The organism is Novosphingobium sp. Sphag1I (assembly GCF_056279125.1).
Window position 1 is genome coordinate 1 of record NZ_JBWBQS010000003.1, and the last position, 17,756, is coordinate 17,756.

Annotated in this window: 16 protein-coding genes and 1 tRNA gene; 7 read left to right on the forward strand and 10 right to left on the reverse strand. The window is 61.2% G+C overall.

Annotated features, from left to right (window positions below; genetic code table 11):
* Positions 1-30 precede the first annotated feature (30 nt).
* Positions 31-801 carry a hypothetical protein gene (locus ACZ9HU_RS03630; protein WP_476102419.1) on the reverse strand — a complete coding sequence of 257 codons (771 nt, stop codon included), beginning with the start codon at positions 799-801 and terminating at the stop codon, positions 31-33.
* Between the two features lie 410 nt (positions 802-1,211).
* Here ACZ9HU_RS03630 and ACZ9HU_RS03635 point away from each other — a divergent pair, with 410 nt between their 5' ends.
* A complete protein-coding gene (locus tag ACZ9HU_RS03635) occupies positions 1,212-1,685 on the forward strand; it encodes a hypothetical protein (RefSeq protein ID WP_476102422.1) in 474 nt (157 codons plus the stop codon).
* A gap of 45 nt (positions 1,686-1,730) precedes the next feature.
* Here the strand turns inward: ACZ9HU_RS03635 and ACZ9HU_RS03640 are convergent, their stop codons facing one another.
* Both ACZ9HU_RS03640 and ACZ9HU_RS03645 read right to left on the reverse strand, forming a co-directional pair.
* Positions 1,731-3,347 (reverse strand): DUF6538 domain-containing protein, encoded by a 1,617-nt coding sequence (locus tag ACZ9HU_RS03640; RefSeq protein ID WP_476102425.1) that lies wholly within the window; start codon positions 3,345-3,347, stop codon positions 1,731-1,733.
* A gap of 112 nt (positions 3,348-3,459) precedes the next feature.
* Positions 3,460-3,549 (reverse strand) — tRNA-Ser (locus tag ACZ9HU_RS03645).
* Between the two features lie 154 nt (positions 3,550-3,703).
* Between ACZ9HU_RS03645 and hspQ the strand changes: the two genes are divergently transcribed.
* Complete coding sequence (gene hspQ, locus ACZ9HU_RS03650) at positions 3,704-4,084, forward strand: heat shock protein HspQ (protein ID WP_476102428.1); 381 nt, start codon at positions 3,704-3,706, stop codon at positions 4,082-4,084.
* Positions 4,085-4,155: 71 nt separating this feature from the next.
* Here hspQ and ACZ9HU_RS03655 read toward each other — a convergent pair whose 3' ends face one another.
* The gene (locus tag ACZ9HU_RS03655) at positions 4,156-5,049 is read right to left on the reverse strand and encodes an ABC transporter permease (protein ID WP_476102430.1); all 894 of its coding nucleotides are present in this window, start codon (positions 5,047-5,049) and stop codon (positions 4,156-4,158) included.
* Positions 5,050-5,159: 110 nt separating this feature from the next.
* Between ACZ9HU_RS03655 and ACZ9HU_RS03660 the strand changes: the two genes are divergently transcribed.
* The 3 genes from ACZ9HU_RS03660 to ACZ9HU_RS03670 all read left to right on the forward strand — a co-directional run bounded on the left by ACZ9HU_RS03660 (position 5,160) and on the right by ACZ9HU_RS03670 (position 8,980).
* A complete protein-coding gene (locus ACZ9HU_RS03660; RefSeq protein ID WP_476102432.1) occupies positions 5,160-5,864 on the forward strand; it encodes a GcrA family cell cycle regulator in 705 nt (234 codons plus the stop codon).
* 107 nt (positions 5,865-5,971) lie between these two features.
* Complete coding sequence (locus ACZ9HU_RS03665) at positions 5,972-7,723, forward strand: hypothetical protein (RefSeq protein ID WP_476102436.1); 1,752 nt, start codon at positions 5,972-5,974, stop codon at positions 7,721-7,723.
* Positions 7,724-7,795: 72 nt separating this feature from the next.
* Positions 7,796-8,980, forward strand: coding sequence for a GGDEF domain-containing protein (locus tag ACZ9HU_RS03670; RefSeq protein ID WP_476102439.1), 1,185 nt, complete (start codon positions 7,796-7,798; stop codon positions 8,978-8,980).
* Between the two features lie 112 nt (positions 8,981-9,092).
* On the opposite strand, the gene pnp is transcribed toward ACZ9HU_RS03670, so the two are convergent.
* The 5 genes from pnp to rbfA all read right to left on the reverse strand — a co-directional run bounded on the left by pnp (position 9,093) and on the right by rbfA (position 13,872).
* Complete coding sequence (pnp, locus tag ACZ9HU_RS03675) at positions 9,093-11,402, reverse strand: polyribonucleotide nucleotidyltransferase (protein ID WP_476102442.1); 2,310 nt, start codon at positions 11,400-11,402, stop codon at positions 9,093-9,095.
* A gap of 281 nt (positions 11,403-11,683) precedes the next feature.
* Positions 11,684-11,953 carry a 30S ribosomal protein S15 gene (gene rpsO, locus ACZ9HU_RS03680; RefSeq protein ID WP_168602441.1) on the reverse strand — a complete coding sequence of 90 codons (270 nt, stop codon included), beginning with the start codon at positions 11,951-11,953 and terminating at the stop codon, positions 11,684-11,686.
* Between the two features lie 5 nt (positions 11,954-11,958).
* The gene (gene truB / locus ACZ9HU_RS03685; RefSeq protein WP_476102447.1) at positions 11,959-12,876 is read right to left on the reverse strand and encodes a tRNA pseudouridine(55) synthase TruB; all 918 of its coding nucleotides are present in this window, start codon (positions 12,874-12,876) and stop codon (positions 11,959-11,961) included.
* On the reverse strand, positions 12,873-13,457 hold the full coding sequence (locus ACZ9HU_RS03690) for a thymidine kinase (protein WP_476103059.1): 585 nt from the start codon (positions 13,455-13,457) through the stop codon (positions 12,873-12,875). Before ACZ9HU_RS03690 ends, truB begins: the two co-directional genes overlap by 4 nt.
* Before the next feature lie 10 nt (positions 13,458-13,467).
* Complete coding sequence (gene rbfA, locus ACZ9HU_RS03695) at positions 13,468-13,872, reverse strand: 30S ribosome-binding factor RbfA (RefSeq protein WP_476102449.1); 405 nt, start codon at positions 13,870-13,872, stop codon at positions 13,468-13,470.
* Between the two features lie 178 nt (positions 13,873-14,050).
* Here rbfA and ACZ9HU_RS03700 point away from each other — a divergent pair, with 178 nt between their 5' ends.
* Both ACZ9HU_RS03700 and ACZ9HU_RS03705 read left to right on the forward strand, forming a co-directional pair.
* Entirely contained in the window at positions 14,051-14,440 is a 390-nt protein-coding gene (locus tag ACZ9HU_RS03700; RefSeq protein ID WP_476102451.1) for an RcnB family protein, read from the forward strand.
* A gap of 185 nt (positions 14,441-14,625) precedes the next feature.
* A complete protein-coding gene (locus tag ACZ9HU_RS03705; protein ID WP_476102453.1) occupies positions 14,626-14,973 on the forward strand; it encodes an RcnB family protein in 348 nt (115 codons plus the stop codon).
* Positions 14,974-15,109: 136 nt separating this feature from the next.
* Here the strand turns inward: ACZ9HU_RS03705 and infB are convergent, their stop codons facing one another.
* The gene (gene infB / locus ACZ9HU_RS03710; RefSeq protein WP_476102456.1) at positions 15,110-17,737 is read right to left on the reverse strand and encodes a translation initiation factor IF-2; all 2,628 of its coding nucleotides are present in this window, start codon (positions 17,735-17,737) and stop codon (positions 15,110-15,112) included.
* Positions 17,738-17,756: the final 19 nt, after the last annotated feature.

Below are 17,756 nucleotides of genomic sequence, written 5' to 3' on the forward strand. Positions count from 1 at the left end.
TGATCCTTCGCACCAGTGCTAACACCAGAGCTAGCACCGGGGCCTAAATCCACACCGGATGGGCATCCACAAGGCGGCCGCTATCGGAGGCGTACAGTGATTGAGCATTGCACGCAATTGGTTTGCTGAGAGATCTTGTGCCTCATCGACGATGACCACGTCATAGAGCACTTCCGGCTTGGCGTCGGCCATGGCTAGTGCAACGTCGTGAAAATCTCGCTTACCGTGCTGCGCCTTCCATTGAATGTGCGGCCTAATTACCTCATCAAGCAGGCGCTTACGCAACGTTGCCCCCATTTGGGGCGAAGCTCCTCGGCCTGTCCTTGGGGCAGTCAAATAATTGTCAAACTCCGTCGGCAGAAATCGCCCCATCACGTAGTTCGCTTCATCAACGACGAAGTTAGTGTCTCTGGGAAAAGCGGCAGCCCGCGCTCTCAGGTCGCTCTCGATGTTCGAAATCGGAAGTGCTTCGGACCACCCGAGCGTGGCAAATGCCCATTTATCGAACGTCATGATGAAGAGGCGAACATCATCTGCATAATCAGCTAGTTCCTCCTCGGCGACAGCCGTTATATAGCCTTTCAAAGTATTATAATAGGTGAGGACGAGAATATTTGCGGGGAGTTCTCCGACATTGCGTAGTTGATTGACCGTAGCTCCTGTGGTTGCTCTGAGAGCAGTCAATGCAGTTGAGGTTTTACCGCTACCTGCCGCACCACGGATTAGGGACACGCCGTTCTGTATACGTTGAACGATGTATATTTGCTCCGGAGTTGGTGGCTGCCGCCTCAAAACTCGCATCTCTGTTCACCCCTTAGCTATGCTTCCGGCTGTTTACCGCCAACTTGCGCCTCTGCCACTGAGCATTTCAAAAACGCAGCGATCCTCAACCGGCATGATCTGCTGAGATCGCGGACTGGTGATTGCTCAGCTAAACCTTGTTTATCTCCCTGCGCGTCGATGTAGTCCCAAAACTCTCTGCCGTTCAACCTAAGTGGCAGGTGGGCAATTTCCTAAATTACGAAATGGTCGATTATTTTACGGGTCACAAACAGTGGGCGCAAGTAGGCGGGCCAACGCCTGTCTATGTCGGAAGGCGACGGCGATCAACTTTCATTGGCCCGCTGCAACGGGTTGCACGCAAATTTACGCGATGTTGAGCAATGCTGCGGCAGAACGGCAACTTCTCGCGTTGCACCAAAGGTATAGCCATGCAAATCGTTCTGACCGCTGATGATCTCGCCAGTTTCAGCGAAGCCACCCGGAACGAGATTTTGCGACGGATGGGCGACGAGATGGGACGACTGCCGATCTCGGCGGTGCCTGCCGCCCCGCCCATTTCGGAATGGTATGCCGGGCTGACCATCCTCAATCTGACCGACATCACGTTCAAACAGGTCGAACGCTGGATGGAGAGGCTGTCGCCCACAGTGGCGCGGGGGATGCGGATCATTGCAGAACAAGGGCCGATCTTCGATGCGCATTGGCTGACCGATGCGGAGATCAACCTGAAACAATTCCAGTCCGCCGTCAGCAAGCGCACCCGCGCCGTCACGGGCGACAGGGAAGCCAAACTGCTGGTGGCCAGAGATTTTGATGGGACCGGCGTAAGCCCGCATGGTGTTTACGCCGTATCACCTATCACGCACCAGTCATTGCGGCGCTACTTTGGATTGCCGGTCTAAGCTGGCGGTGAACATGCGCCAAGTTGCAACGGGTTGCAGGCAATATCACAGCTTATAGGCCGGAAGGCGCTTGATCTCCCTGAATGTCATCGCGGGTTCAATGTCCCCATAACCCTCGCCCTCCGTCCTCGGCACGTGCCCTTGGATGTAGTCGGCAATGGTGGGGTCCAAGCGATGCCTGCGTGCCAAGGTCTTGAAACGGTGCCGCCAGCCATGGTTGGGCGCAACACCCTGCTCGATCCCCATATCCCGGACCCACTCGGCCAAGTGCTGCCCGACCTTCTTGCTTTGGCGATGGCCATCGCTGCCACCACGGTGGCGGCTGGGATCGTAGAATAGGCTTCCCTTGCGCTTGGCCACTTCGGCGACGAAACCTTGTTCGATCAGATGCGGGTGCAGCGCCACAACCCTTGCCTCGTTGCTCTTCTGACCACCGGCTTCTGGCGTGATGCGCACCGTCCAGACACCATCCAGCTTTTGCACATCCTCGGCGCGTAGCTGGGCCATCTCATCCACACGCGCCCCGGTATAGGCGCACAACCATGGAACCCACCGCCGAGCAAAGGCCCTTTCCGGCGACAACCGCGCTGGCGGCGGCGTGAGGGTGGCGCGCAGGATTATCAAGGCTTCACTGTCCGAAAGGGCCTTGGAGCGGAGCTTGACAGGGCGCGGGGCACGAACGCGAACCTGCTCCGCCGGATTGGCCGGGAGCTTGGCATTCTCAACACCCCACTTCAACGCGGTCTTCAAGGCAGACAGATAAGTCTCGCCAACCGTCTTTGCCGTCCGCAGCTTGCCCGCTGCATTGGGGACCGTGAGCAAATTCTGCTTCCAGTTGACCACATCCTCAAACGTGATCTTCCGGGCATCGTCATGGCCAATGAAAGCAATGAAGGCTTCGACTTGACGGCGGTATGCCTTGACGGTCGCCGGGGCGGGTTTGCGCTCGGCGGCATAGCCGTCGAACAGATCGAGTAAGGCAACTGGTTTGCCTTCGACATTGCGGGCCGCTTTCCGTTCGGCATCCAGTTGATATTGTTCGGGCGCAAAGCGCACGTCATTGACCTGCCGAGGCTTACCCCTAAGGTCGGCCCTGATTTGTAGAGCCGCCTCCCGCTGACTTTGCGCGACGAACCGCAGCAAAAACCGATATTCCGGGTGGCTCTTAGGCAAATCCCACCGGAACCGCTCAATCAAACTCTCGGCCATCCATTCTGTCGCAAGGGATGGCTCCAAGTGGGAACCGGGCTTGAGGCTCTTCCGGATGAACTTCTCTTGGTATCTCAGTGTGCCAGCAAGCTGGTCCCCGGCTGCCTTGGCTACTGCGTCCTCAAGGTGGCTAAAATCGGTATGCTCCCGCGCCAACCGCTCCGCCAGAACCTCGCGAACGGCCTCTTCGATCTCAATGCGTAAGGGCACGGCTGGCGGTGCTGGAGCCGCATCGGGTGATCTGACGCGCCGCGCTGCAATCAGGCGCTTGTTGAATTTGGTGACCTCTTCCGCCAGCGGTTTGATCGCATCACGCACATCGCCGGTTTCAAGCGAGAGCCAAACTTCCCTCACGCCGTCAAACGCCTGCCGGACATCCGGTGGCACCGCACGGCGAAAATACAACATGCCTTCGCGCCGATACAGGTAGCGATGCCCCTTCACCTTCTCCACGCAAAGCCCTTCCCTCTCGACAGGGATTTTGTAGCAGATTTTGTAGCAGCATCAAACGCAGAAAGCCCGGAAAACCGAGCCTTCCAGCAAAATCAGCATGTTTGGAAAGTAGTGGCGGAGAGGCAGGGATTCGAACCCTGGATACCCTCACGAGTATGCCGCATTTCGAGTGCGGTGCATTCGACCACTCTGCCACCTCTCCGCAGAGGTTTTGGATGAAACCGCAAGGGCTTCGTCCCGGTCGGGAGCCGCCCTCTAGCCAACGAATCACACCTTGCCAAGCCCTAATTTCACATCCCTGTGGATTTTCTGATGGGCCGCTTGTTTTGCGCTGCAACACGCCTATATTTCCAATCATGGACAGGACGAGTTTCTTCTCTCCCCAGGCCGGACGTCGGATCGACGTACCTCGTGCCGCACGCGCCCGCTTTGCCATTGGCGATGTTGTACGCCACCGCGATTTCGATTTTCGCGGGGTGATCTTCGACATCGATCCGGTGTTTGCCAACAGCGAGGAATGGTACGAATCCATTCCACAGGACGTCCGACCCGACCGCGACCAGCCTTTCTACCACCTCTTTGCCGAGAGCGAGGAGGACAGCTATATCGCCTATGTCAGCCAGCAGAACCTTGTGCGCGATACAGAAGGCGATCCGGTGGAACACCCCGCCCTGCCGCAGGTGTTCGAACCGTTTGACGGCGCCCGCTATCGGTTAAGGGCGGGCCTGAGCCACTAAGCCCGATCACCAATAAAAAACCCGCCGAGAGTTCATCCCGGCGGGTTTTTCTATTCGGCGCTGGCGAAGGATTATCCCTTCAGCTTCCACCCCGACTTGAGCACCATATAGCACAGCACGCCCAGAGCCACGTTCAATGCCGCCAGACCCAATGCGCCATGCAGCACCGCCTGATTGGTCGCCCCAATGTCACTCTGCCCCAGAAAGCCGAAGCGAAAGCCGGAAATCACATAGAAGAACGGATTGACCCGGCTGACCGACTGAAACGCGGGCGAGAGGTTGTCGATCACATAAAACGTCCCCGACAACAGCGCCAAGGGTTGCACCACGAAATTGGTGACGGCCGCATTGTGGTCAAACTTTTCCGCCCAAACCGATGACAACAGCCCGATCAGCGACAAAAGCATCGTCCCCATCAACCCGAACCACGCCACCGCCCACGGATGCGCCACGCTCAACGTCACACCCGGCCACAGCAGCATCGCCCCGGCCAGCGCCAACCCGACCAGAATGCCGCGCGTCATCGCCCCGCCGATCATCCCGGCCATCAATTCGCCGGTCGAAAGCGGCGGCGTCAGGAAATCGACGATCGTCCCCTGAATTTTGCCCGCAAGAAAGCTGAACGAGGCATTCTGGAACGCATTGTTCATCATACCCATCATGATCAGGCCCGGCGCGACAAAGGTGGCAAAGTTCACGCCCAGCACAATGCGCCCCCCACGCCCCATCGCCACCGTGAATATCACCAGAAACAACAAAGTCGTGACCGCCGGCGCCCAGATAGTCTGGGTCTGGACCTTGATGAAACGGCGCACCTCTTTCATATAGAGAGTCCACAAGCCCAGGCGGTTGATGCCATGGATCAGAGGCTCTCCCTGAACAGGAAACTGCCTTAAAGGGGGACGAACCGACGAATCATGGGCGATTGCGGCGGTCTGGGCGGCATTGCGGGGTTGATCGACCATGCTTGCCCGACTATCGGGTAGCGCGCGGGCTGGCAAGACTTGCACCGCGCTTTCACACTCCCCACATTGGGGTGCGCGAAAGAATCAGGACAAAAGGCAGCAAGGCACGCATGAGCTGGACCGAAGAACGCATCGACAAACTGACCCGCATGTGGGAAGGCGGCTCCACCGCCAGCCAGATCGCGGAAGAACTGGGCGGCGTGTCCCGCAATGCCGTCATCGGCAAGGCGCACCGTCTTGGGCTCAAGGCTCGCCCCAGCCCGGTCAAGTCGAATGATCGCCACGAAGAGGCCACGCCCGCCCCGGTGCAAACCGCGCCAACGCCGCGTCCCGCGCCGGTTGAACCGCCAGCGCCCCGCGTGTCGGCACCCGCGCCTGCGCCGCGTCCGGCCCCGGCTGCCCCTGTGGCCGCGCCTCCCGCCCCGGTTGCAGCCGCGCCTGCTGCGCCTTCGGGTGATGCTCCGGCGGCTCCGCCCGCTCCGCGCATCGTCTCGGTCGGCCCCGGCGGCTTTCTGCGTCAGGGTCCGGGCGAACAACAGGCCCCCATTCCCCCCGCGCCGCCGCGCCGCCTTGTGCCGGCAAAGCCCAGCGCGGACATCGCCGACAAGACCAGCCTGCTCGATCTCAACGATCGCATCTGCCGCTGGCCGATGGGGCATCCGGGCGAACCGGACTTCCATTTCTGCGGCGAAAAGGTGAACCCCGGCTTCCCCTATTGCGTCGAACATTGCGGTCGCGCCTATCAGGCACAATTGCCGCGTGGACATCGCCGCCCTCCGCCGCCGCTGCCGTTTGGCAATCCGCGCGTGCGTTAAACGTTTGCTGACAAACACAGGCGCGCAAGTGGCATGATCCGCCGCTTGCGCGCCTTGTTGCATGTGGCCACACAGAATTTGATCTTTTCGGGGCGCCCGCTTCTTCCATGACCTTTGACCACACCAGATTGTTCCCCAATTTGCGCCGCGCCGTCGTGGGCGGGCTGTTGATCGCTCTGGTCGCGGGCATGCTCTTGCCGGTCTATACCGATGAAATCGGGTGGAGGCTTCAAGAACGGGCGTGGCTCGACGGGCTGGACAAGCTTTATTCGGACAATTGCGGGCCGAACACGCTGGCCGTGCCACCCTTTTTCATGTGGCCGGTGCGTTGGTATTCGGCCTTTTTCAACACGCGCTTTCCCGATCCGATGTTCGTGCGCGTTTCGGGCGTGGCCTATGCCATCGTGTTTATCGTCATGGTCCTGCGCCTCGTCAAACAGATCGGGCGCAGCTATGATGAACGGCACACGCTGGCCATTATTGCCTCGGCGCTGATGGGCTTGGGCGTCATGCCGCTGCTGCTGGTGTGGAGCAGGCCGGAACAGCCGATCTTTCTGGCCGCCACCGCCGCGGTCCTGATCGCCAGCGCGGGGTGGCGATCGCCGGGCAACCTTTTCGCGCCCTTTAACGGCATCGCCTACACCAACGCCACCGCCAGCCCCGGCACCGCATGGCGCCGCTCGCTGACCATTCTGGCGTTGGCGCTGATCGCCATGTCCTATCACTTCAAAGCCGTGCTGGTGGTGCCCGCCTTTGCCGCCTGCATCATCTTTGCCAGCCGGGGCCGCCGTGCCCTGTTCGCGCGCGGCGTGGCGATTATCCTGCTGGCCTGTGCCACGGTCAGCGCGGGGCAATATTGGGTCAACCGCGTGCAATGCCCCGCCGACCCGATCATTGCCGAACAGCATGCCCGGAACAATCTGGCCGGCCAATTGGACATGGGCAAGATCAGCAAGGTCGGGCTGGTCCTCAAAGTCTTGCAGAATTACAAGATTCACCACTATGTCGAACGCGCCGCCCCGGCGATTGACCCGATGTCATCCTGGCTGCCGCTCAATATGGTCAGCCGTGATGAGATGAACGGTTGGCGCGGCGGAATGACCATTATCTGGGCCACCGCTCTGCTGGCCGCGATCATCAGCTTTATCGGCGGGGTGCGGGTCATGTGGCGGGAACGGGTAATTCCGCCCGAACCTGTCATTTCGCTGATGTTGCTTGGCGCGGTGTCGATCTGGTGCGTCAGCCAATATGACCGCAATGTCTATGAGGCCAGTTTCGTCCTGCCGCTGCTGATGCTGGCGATCATTCTGGCCATGGCCAGCCCGCATAAATGGGAGGGTCTGCGTCGCTGGATCAGCACGCTGGCGCTGGCTGTCGGGCCGTTGATGCTGCTGTCCATTGTGCTGGTGTCGGGCCTGTATGGCCCACGCCTTATTGACGATGCCCGGCGCCGCGACTGGCTGCCCTATCACCCTTGGTCGGTGCCGGTTTTCGGCTATCACGCATCCTATGCCAATATCATGGGGGCCGCGCGTCAATGTAATCTGCCCATGCCGCGTGATGCGCGACACCTGCTGCTCGATGACATCACCTATTTTGCCTATATGCAAAGTGTGATGCCCGATCATGAACTGGCGGTACTGCCGCGCCATTTCCGTGGGTCGATTACCGATCCCGTGGCCTATCTGGCGGCGCATAACAGCGATGGCATCCTGATGCGCTGCAAACGCCTGCCCCCAATATTGCAAGGCATCGCCCATCGCAGCGGCGCCTATTGCTGTGTCACCCCCGCCGATTGGTCAAAACTGCCCCCCGGCGCGACGGTTTTTCATGACGAACCCGTACAGGCCAAGCATTAAGTCGCGATCTGCGTAGAAATCCGGTCCAAACCGGCAATATGGTTTCCATAGGCCGGTGTTACACCTCCGGCCATGACTTCGCACGATCCTAACCTTGCACGGCGCCCGGCAAAGGGCCTGATTGGCTGGCTGATGGGCAGCGGCCGGGAAGATGACGCGTCAGAAGAAGAACAGGCCGCCGAAACTGTTGTCACGCGTGATCCGCGCCGTTTGGCGCGCACGCAACTACTGACTGACATTGCCGACTTTTTGCTGGCCCATGATCTGGAAATCAGCCCGCTGACATTGACCGTGGCGCATAATTACCTGACCGGCGGCGATGGTTCCATGGTCCGCAGCATCGACCAACGGATGCAGGCGCGCGAGCCTCTGACGCTGGAATGGATCGAGCAACTGTTGCGCGAAAATGGCGGGGATCAGAGCGAATTCCTTAACCGGCTGATGAACCGGCTTGAATCAAACATCGAAGCCTTTGATCGCACCAGCAGCGCGGCCAAAACCGCCGCCAGCGAATATGGCGATGCCCTGTCGGCGCATGTTGACGGGCTGGTCGAAATGAAGCCCGCCAACAAACCCATCGATACGGGCGAATTGGTGCATGAACTGGTCTCTATCGCGCGCACCATGCTGGATCGCACCGCCAGCCTTGAACAGGATATGGCGCGTTCGTTGCTGGAAACCCGCGCCCTGCGTCGCAGCCTTGAACAGGCGCGCCGCAGCGCCGAAGAGGACCACCTGACAGGCCTGCCCAATCGCCGCGCCTTTGAACACCGTTTCAGCAGCGAATTTGCCAGCGCCCGCGATGCCGGAGACCAATTGGCCGTGGCCTTTTGCGACATCGACCATTTCAAGCGGATCAACGACGAACATGGCCATGAAGCAGGCGACCGCGTGTTGCGCAATGTGGCGACGGCCCTGACCCGCATTTCCGATGATCGCTGTCACGTCGCCCGCCATGGCGGCGAGGAATTTGTCGTCCTGCTGCGCGGCCGTTCGTTGCATCAGGCGTGGGAATTGCTCGATGACGCGCGCTCTGCGCTGGCCGAACGGCGAATGGTCAATCGGGCAACCGACATGCCCATTGGCAAGGTCACCTTCTCTGCCGGGATTGCCGACGTCTTTTCCTTTGCCGACCCGCGCGCGGCCCTGCGCGCCGCCGACAAGGCGCTGTACCGCGCCAAGGCCGAAGGGCGAAACCGCGTAATGGTGGCCGAACCTTCGGAAGATGAACGCACAAAGCGCCACCAAAAGAGTTAAACAGGCTTCTTGGTCGCCCCACCAAGAAGAAGGCCCGCCTCTTGCGACAGAGGCGGGCCTTTTCTTTGGCCTGAAAAGGGAGAGCGCAGGGCGCCCTCCCCCATGTATCAGATCAATCTTCCGACTTCAGGAAAGCCGGCATGTGGTCGGGGTTGCCCCCTTCTTCACGGTCACGACGGGGGCCGCGATCGCGCCCACCATCACGGCCGCCTTCGCGACGCGGACCACGGTCGCCTCCGCGGGGACGACGGTCGCCGCCACGATCACCACGGTCGCCACGATCAGCGCGGGGTTCGCGCGGCTCGCGGGGCGGACGGGTGTCTTCCAGTTCGCCGCCGGTTTCCTGATCGACAACGCGCATCGACAGGCGAACCTTGCCGCGCGGATCGATTTCGAGAACCTTGACGAAGACTTCCTGGCCTTCCTTCACCACGTCGGTCGGCTTTTCAACGCGCTCGTTCTTCATTTCCGACACGTGGACCAGACCGTCCTTGCCGCCCATGAAGTTCACGAAAGCGCCGAAATCGACGATGTTGACGACCTTGCCCTTGTAGATCTTGCCGACTTCGGCTTCTTCCACAATGCCCAGAATCCAGGCCTTGGCGGCCTCGATCTGGCCCAGATCGCTCGACGAGATCTTGATCACGCCTTCATCATCAATGTCGACCTTGGCGCCGGTGGTGGCCACGATTTCGCGGATCACCTTGCCGCCCGTGCCGATGACGTCACGGATCTTCGACTTGTCGATGCTGATGGTTTCGATGCGCGGAGCATGCGCCGACAGTTCGGTGCGCGCTTCGCCCAGAGCCTTGAGCATTTCACCCAGGATATGCGCGCGGCCTTCCTTGGCCTGAGCCAAAGCCTTGCCCATGATTTCCTGCGTGATGCCGGCAACCTTGATGTCCATCTGCATCGTGGTAATGCCTTCAGACGTACCGGCCACCTTGAAGTCCATGTCGCCCAGGTGATCTTCATCACCCAGAATGTCGGACAGCACGGTGAATTCATCGCCTTCGAGGATCAGGCCCATGGCAATGCCCGACACCGGGCGCACCAGCGGCACACCGGCGTCCATCATCGAAAGCGAACCGCCGCAGACGGTGGCCATCGAGGACGAACCGTTCGACTCGGTGATGTCCGAGAGAACGCGGATCGTGTAGGGGAAGTCTTCCTTCGAAGGCAGCACGGGGTGCAGAGCGCGCCATGCCAGCTTGCCATGGCCCACTTCGCGGCGACCGGGGGCGCCAAAGCGGCCCACTTCACCCACCGAATAGGGGGGGAAGTTATAGTGCAGCATGAAGTTCTGATACGACAGGCCGTCAAGGCCGTCGATCATCTGTTCAGCGTCCTTGGTGCCCAGCGTGGTGGTGCAGATCGACTGCGTTTCGCCACGCGTGAACAGCGCCGAACCATGGGTGCGCGGCAGGAAGCCGACCATCGATTCGATGGGGCGGATCTGCGTGGTGGTGCGCCCGTCGATACGCTTGCCGTCCTTGAGGATGGCGGTGCGCACGATTTCGGCTTCCAGCTTCTTGGTCACCTTGATGGCGACCATCTGGGTCTGGGGCGATTCGTCGGCATAGGCGGCCTTGGCCTTGGCGCGCACTTCATTGAGCGCGTTCGAGCGGGCCGACTTGTCGGTCAGCTTGTAGGCAGCGGCAATATCCTTGCCCACCAGCTTCTTGAGCTTGGCCTTCATGTCGGCGGTGTTGTCCGACAGGTCGACTTCCCAAGGATCCTTGGCGGCCTTTTCGGCCAGATCGATGATGGCGTTGACCACCTTGCGGCATTCGTCATGCGCAAACATCACGGCGCCCAGCATCTCATCTTCCGAGAGTTCCTTGGCTTCCGATTCGACCATCATCACGGCATTGCCGGTGGCAGCCACGACGAGGTCGAGACGGCCTTCGGCCACCTGCGCCATCGAGGGGTTGAGCTGATATTCGCCATCCTTGAAGCCCACGCGTGCAGCGCCGATGGGGCCCATGAAAGGCACGCCCGAGATGGTCAGCGCAGCCGAAGCGGCGATCATCGCAACGATATCGGGTTCGGTTTCGCCGTCATAGCTCAGAACTTGGGCAATGACGTTGATTTCGTTATAGAAACCTTCGGGGAACAGCGGGCGGACCGGACGGTCGATCAGGCGGGAAACCAGCGTTTCCTTTTCCGTCGCGCCGCGTTCGCGCTTAAAAAAGCCGCCGGGAATACGGCCAGCAGCCGAAAACTTTTCCTGATAGTGAACGGTCAGCGGGAAAAAGTCCTGGCCTTCCTTCACCGACTTGGCGGCGGTCACGGCGCAAAGCACCACGGTTTCGCCATAAGTGGCCAGAACAGCGCCGTCGGCCTGACGGGCGATACGGCCGGTTTCGAGGGTGAGGGTCTTTCCGCCCCACTCCAGCGATACGGTCTTAACGTCGAACATCTTGTATCCTTCAGCCCGCATGGCCCTATTGCCACACAGGATTTGCTGCCGGGATAGCCGCCCGGTGCGGTGCGGGGCTGTTTGTTCATGCCCCAAAGGCCTCCGCCGAATTGCGGAAAAAGCCCCAAAATCAATCATACGCCTGAAATGCAAACCGCCCCGGATGGGGCGTGTCGTGCAAATCTGGCGCTGCATAGCAGAAAGGGCAGCGCTGATCCATCAGCAACCGCCCTGTCCACATAAGCGAAGCGCCCCGCGTGGGGGCGCTTCTCAAACTTGGCTTACTTGCGCAGGCCCAGCTTGGCGATGAGAGCGTTGTAACGCGCCACATCCTTCTTCTTCAGATAGGCCAGCAGCGTGCGACGCTTGTTGACCAGCTGAAGCAGACCGCGACGCGAGTGGTTGTCCTTCGCGTGGGTCTTGAAGTGTTCGGTGAGGTTGACAATGCGCGTGGTCAGGATCGCAACCTGCACTTCGGGCGAACCGGTGTCGCCGGCGTGCTGGGCGTTGTCAGCGATCAGTTCCTGCTTCTTTTCAGCGGTAATCGTCATAATCTCTACTCCGCGACATCCGAAAAGTTGAACCCCCGCTCGACTCTGGCCGAGCTCCCTTCAAGCATCATCAGCGCGACAGGCACATTGCCCAGCCGCGCCAGATAAAGCCCATCGGGATAGGGCTGCCCCAAAAGAACGCGGCCCTGACGGACCGCTCCTGCCTGCTGGGGCGTGAGGGAAAGAGCCGGGATGTCGACCAGCCCTGCCTCTAGCGGCAGAAGTTTAGTTTCAAGCGGCGCCCCCTGACCGATTTCGTTCAAGGAGTCCAGCGAAATCGCGTGTTCCAGCGTGAAAGGCCCCGCCGACAGCCGCCGCAACATCGTCACAGACCCGCGCGTGCCCAGCGCCAAGGAAATGTCGCGGGCAAGCGAACGGATATAGGTGCCCTTGGACACATGGGCGCGCAGAGTGGCCCAATCCTCTCCCGCATCAATCAAGTCCAGCGCGTGGATCGTGACGGCGCGAGTGGGCATATCCACCGCCTCACCCCGGCGCGCGCGGTCATAGGCGCGCACCCCGTCGATCATCAACGCCGAATAGGCGGGCGGCACCTGCTCAATCGGCCCGGTGAACTGGGGCAACACCGCCGCGATTTCCGCCGCGATGGGGCGCACATCGCTGGTCGCCACCACCTTGCCCTCAAGATCGAGCGTTTCCGTCTCCTCGCCGAACTTGACCGTGAAATCATAGGTCTTGGACGCATCCAGCATCCGCCCCGTCAATTTCGTCGCCTCGCCCAGCGCAATCGGCAAAATTCCGCTGGCCAGCGGGTCGAGCGTGCCACCATGGCCCACCTTGATCCCGCCCTTCAGCTTCATGTTATAGCCCGCCGCGCGCAGGTTGCGCTTGACCGCGCTGACCGCCTGCGTGCTGCCCAGTTCCAGCGGCTTGTCCAGAATGATCCAGCCATGGACGCTCATGCGAACATCCCCCGCGCCGTTGCGAAATGACGGCGGCAAAGCGCGACATAGCGGTCATTACCCCCGATCTCGGTCTGCGCCCCTTCGATGACCGCCCGGCCCGACGCATCGACGCGCAGGTTCATCGTCGCCTTGCGCCCGCAATGGCACACCGCTTTCAATTCGACCAAAGCATCGGCAATGCCCAGCAAGGCCGCCGAACCGGGGAACAACTCACCCTGAAAATCGGTGCGCAACCCATAGCAAAGGACCGGAATCCCACCCTCATCCGCAATCCGCGCCGCCTGCCACACTTGATCGGCGGACAGGAACTGCGCCTCATCGATCAGAACGCAGGACAAAGGCGACTCGGCATGCGCCGCCATAACCGCGCCATGAATGTCCGTCCGGGCGCCAAAGCGATGCGCATCGGCGTGCAGGCCAATCCGGCTTTCAATCGCATTGTCACCCCCGCGATGGTCCAACGCCGCCGTCCACAGCATCGTGGCCATGCCCCGCTCGCGATAATTGAAATCGGCCTGAAGCAGCGTGGTCGATTTGCCCGCATTCATGCTGGCATAGTAAAAATAGAGCTTGGCCATCGTGTAAGGCTTACTCGCCGCCACCTTCGATATCGCGCCGCACCAGCGGGCTGGACAGCAAAGCGTCGATGCGGGTCGCCTCGTCAAAGCTTTCGTCGGGCAAAAACTTGATCTTGGCCGCATATTTCAGCTTCAGCTTGCCCGCGACTTCCTTTTGGAAAAACGCGATATTCGTGCGCAGCGCCTTAAGCACGATATCCTCGTGAACGCCCAACAGAGGCTTAACAAAAACCGTCGCGTGGCGCAGATCCGGGCTCATGCGAACCTCGGTCACGCTGACCGAATGGGCGGTCAACACGTCGTCATGCACCATCTGCCGCGTCAACAGATCGGAAATCACATGCCGCACCTGTTCGCCAACCTTGAGCAGGCGAACCGAACGGTTTTCGGGAGTGGAAGTTTGGTGGCGTGCCATAATGTCCGTCATTTCTCTGGCCGGATTGCACCGGCATATATTCTGTCGCCGGAACGAACCGGCCTGTCGTAAATTCGCTTTGCCCATGGAACGCATCGCTTGGCAATGACTTCTTACACATTGAGCGGCTCCGAAATCTGATCTCGTCCATCAGAACGGAACCGGAAGGAGGAATATCATGCGTAAAATCATCAGTCTGGCACTTTGCGCCCTCGCGCTGGCCCCGACGATCGCTGCGGCCGATCCCGGTCATGGTCATGGGCACGGGCGGGGCCATTGGGACCGGGGCCATCATGGCGGGTACGACCGCGATTGGCGCCACGACCGCGGTCCGGGCTGGAGCCGCGGCGGCTGGGCGCCCCAACCGGGCTGGCGCCAATTCCGCCGCGGTGAGCGCTTCTATGCAAGCCGCGCGCCCAACTATTACGTGATCAACGACTATCGCCGCTGGGACCGTTTGCGCCCTCCGCCGCGCGGATATCACTGGGTCCGCAGCGGCAATGACGCCCTGATGGTGGGTATCGCCAGCGGCATCGTGGCCAGCGTCATCGTCGGCGCCATGCGTTAATTCACTTCACCCTCGACCCGATCAACTTGCGGCCCGCCTTGGCGATCAAGGCGGGCTTTTTTGTAATCATCACAGACAATTGCGACAATTTAACACAAGAATAACGGGGGCCGTTCAGCCTCCCGTGCGTTTCCTCCTCGTAATCATTTGATCACGATTTCACGGCTTCATACAGGAGGAAAACCATGACGACCCCTATCGCACTGGCGATTGCCGCCGCCCTGCTGGTTCCTGCGGTTCCGGCCATGGCGCAACCGGGCGGCCATTATGATCGCGGCCACGACAACCGTGGCGGCCCCGCGTTCCACGGCCCGCAGGGGCGCGGCAATGCCCCCCAATTCGTTCAGTTCCGCAAGGGCGAACGCTTCGACCGTCGCCGCGCACCAAACTATGCCGTTGTCGATTATCACCGCTATCGCCGCCTTGGCCCGCCGCCCCGCAGCTATCGCTGGGTCCGCAGCGGCAATGACGCCGTGCTGATCGGCATCACATCGGGCATCGTGGCCAGCGTGATTGCCGGCGCAATCCGTTAAGGGCCATTCGGGCGGCGTCATCACGGCCCCGCCCGTCCCTTTCCCAATCTGCCCGCCATGCAAAAAGGGCGGCTCCCCACACGGGAAGCCGCCCTTTTTCGTTGCGCCCCGTTTCCGGGGCCGATCCGTCAAAGGATCAGAGCGTACGCTCGCGCATTTCGACTTCGAAGACTTCGAGCATATCGCCCGCCTTCACATCGTTGGTTGCTTCCAGAACGACACCGCATTCCAGACCGGCGCGTACTTCGGCAACGTCGTCCTTGAACCGGCGCAGCGAGGCCACGGTGGTCTTGGAAACGATGACGTCGTTGCGGGTAAGACGCGTGTGCAGGCCCTTCTTGATGTAACCTTCGACAACCAACAGACCAGCGGCCTTGTTGTGCTTGCCGGCGGGGAACACTTCCTTGACCTCGGCGCGGCCGACGACGGTTTCGATGCGTTCCGGACCCCAGACGCCGGCCATTTCCTTGGCGATGTCATCGGTCAGGTGATAGATCACGTCGAAATACTTCATCCGCACCTTGAAGCGTTCGACAATGTCGCGCGCCTTGGCATTGGGACGGACGTTGAAGCCCACGATCGGCGCGCCCGAAGCCGCCGCCAGGTTGACGTCGCTTTCCGTGATGGCGCCGACGCCCGAAGCCAGCACCTTGAGCTTGATCTCGTCATTCGACAGGCGGTTGAGCGCGTTGACGATAGCTTCGACCGAACCCTGCACGTCCGCCTTCACGACGATCGGATATTCGATCACCGACTGCTTGGCGGCCAGAGCCGAGAACATGTTTTCAAGGCTTGCCGGCGATGCGGTGGTGCGCTTGGCGGTGGCCTGTTCCTGACGGAAGGCCGCCACTTCACGGGCACGCGCTTCGCTTTCCACAACGGTCAGCGTATCCCCGGCCATCGGCACACCGCCCAGACCCAGAACCTCAACCGGCAACGCGGGCGGAGCCTGCTTCACCTGACGGCCCTTGTCGTCCAGCATGGCGCGCACGCGGCCCGACTGGGTGCCGACGACGAAGATGTCGCCAACCTTGAGCGTACCACGGTTGATCAGCACGGTGGCCAGCGGCCCCTTGCCCTTGTCCAGCTTGGCTTCGATCACGGTGGCTTCGGCCGCGCGGTCCGGATTGGCGCGCAGTTCCATCAATTCGGCCTGCAGCAGGATCTTGTCGATCAGATCCTGAAGCCCCGCGCCGGTCTTGGCCGAAACTTCCACGTCCTGAACGTCACCCGACATCTGCTCGACAATGATTTCATGTTCGAGCAGACGTTCGCGGATCTTCTGCGGGTTGAATTCGGGCTTGTCGCTTTTGGTGATCGCCACGATCATCGGCACGCCGGCCGCCTTGGTGTGGTTGATCGCCTCGATCGTCTGCGGCATCAGGCCGTCATCGCCCGCAACCACCAGAATGACGATGTCGGTGACATTGGCGCCGCGCATACGCATTTCGGTGAAAGCTTCGTGGCCCGGCGTATCAAGGAAGGTGACGAGATCGCCGCCCTTGGTCTTGATCTGATAGGCGCCGATATGCTGCGTAATGCCGCCGGCTTCGCCGCGCACCACGTCTGTCCCACGCAAAGCGTCGAGCAGCGAGGTCTTGCCATGGTCAACGTGGCCCATGATCGCCACGACAGGCGGACGGGTCTTGAGCGTTTCATCGGCATCGACGTCAACGGTCGAGTCGATATCAACGTCGCTTTCCGAAACGCGCTGGATGTTGTGGCCGAATTCTTCGACCAGCAGTTCCGCCGTATCCTGATCGATGGTGTGATTAAGCGTCACCACCATGCCCATCTTGAACAGCGACTTGACCAGATCGGCGGCCTTTTCAGCCATACGGTTGGCCAGTTCCTGCACCGTGATCGCTTCGGGCACGATCACGTCGCGCACCTGCTTTTCACGCTGCTGATACTGACCGCCGAAGTGGGCGCGGCGTTCCTTTTCGCGGGCACGCTTCAACGCGGCCAGCGAACGGGCGCGGGCGCCTTCGTCCTCGTTGAGCGCGCGGTTCACCGTCAGCTTGCCGCCGCGACGTTCGTCGGCGGTCTTGCCACGGCTGGGCGCAGGCTTCTTGGGCGCAGGCGCCGCCGCTTCGGGGCGACGCGGCGGGGTCGGCGCCGATTGAACCGGCGTAAAGCGGCGCGGCGCAGGCGCAGCGGGCTTTTCCTCAACCGGAGCAGCCTTGGGCGCTTCGACCTTCACCGGGGCCGCCGGCGCAGGAGCGGCTTCGGCCACCGGCTTTGCCACGGGCGCGGCAGGCGCAGGCGCGGCTTCAACAGCCTTGGGCGCTTCTTCCACGACGGGCGCAGGCGCAGGGGCCGCAGCGGCTTCGGCAGCGCGACGGTTTTCTTCGGCGCGGCGGCGCTCTTCTTCGATCTGGCGCGCCTTTTCTTCCTGTTCACGACGGGTCGCAGCCTCAGTCGCGGCCAGACGGGCTTCTTCGGCCTCGCGCAGCAGGCGAGCCTGCATTTCCTGACGCGTTTCGCGGCTTGCGGCCACGGGCGCCGGGCGCACAGGCGGCAGCGGCGGACGCGCAGGCTGTGCCACAGGAGCGGGCGCAGGCGCAGGAGCCGGAGCGGCCTCACCAGCCTGCGGGGCACCCTCACCCGGCTTGCCCGGGATCACCTTGCGGCGCTTGACTTCAACCACCACCTTATTGGTGCGGCCGTGGCTGAAGGTCTGTTTGACTTCGCCCGCTTCCACCGAGCGCTTCAGCCCCAGCGGCTTGCGACCCAGTGTCGGTTTGTCATTGTTATCGGTCATCGGTTCAAACAGCCCTTCA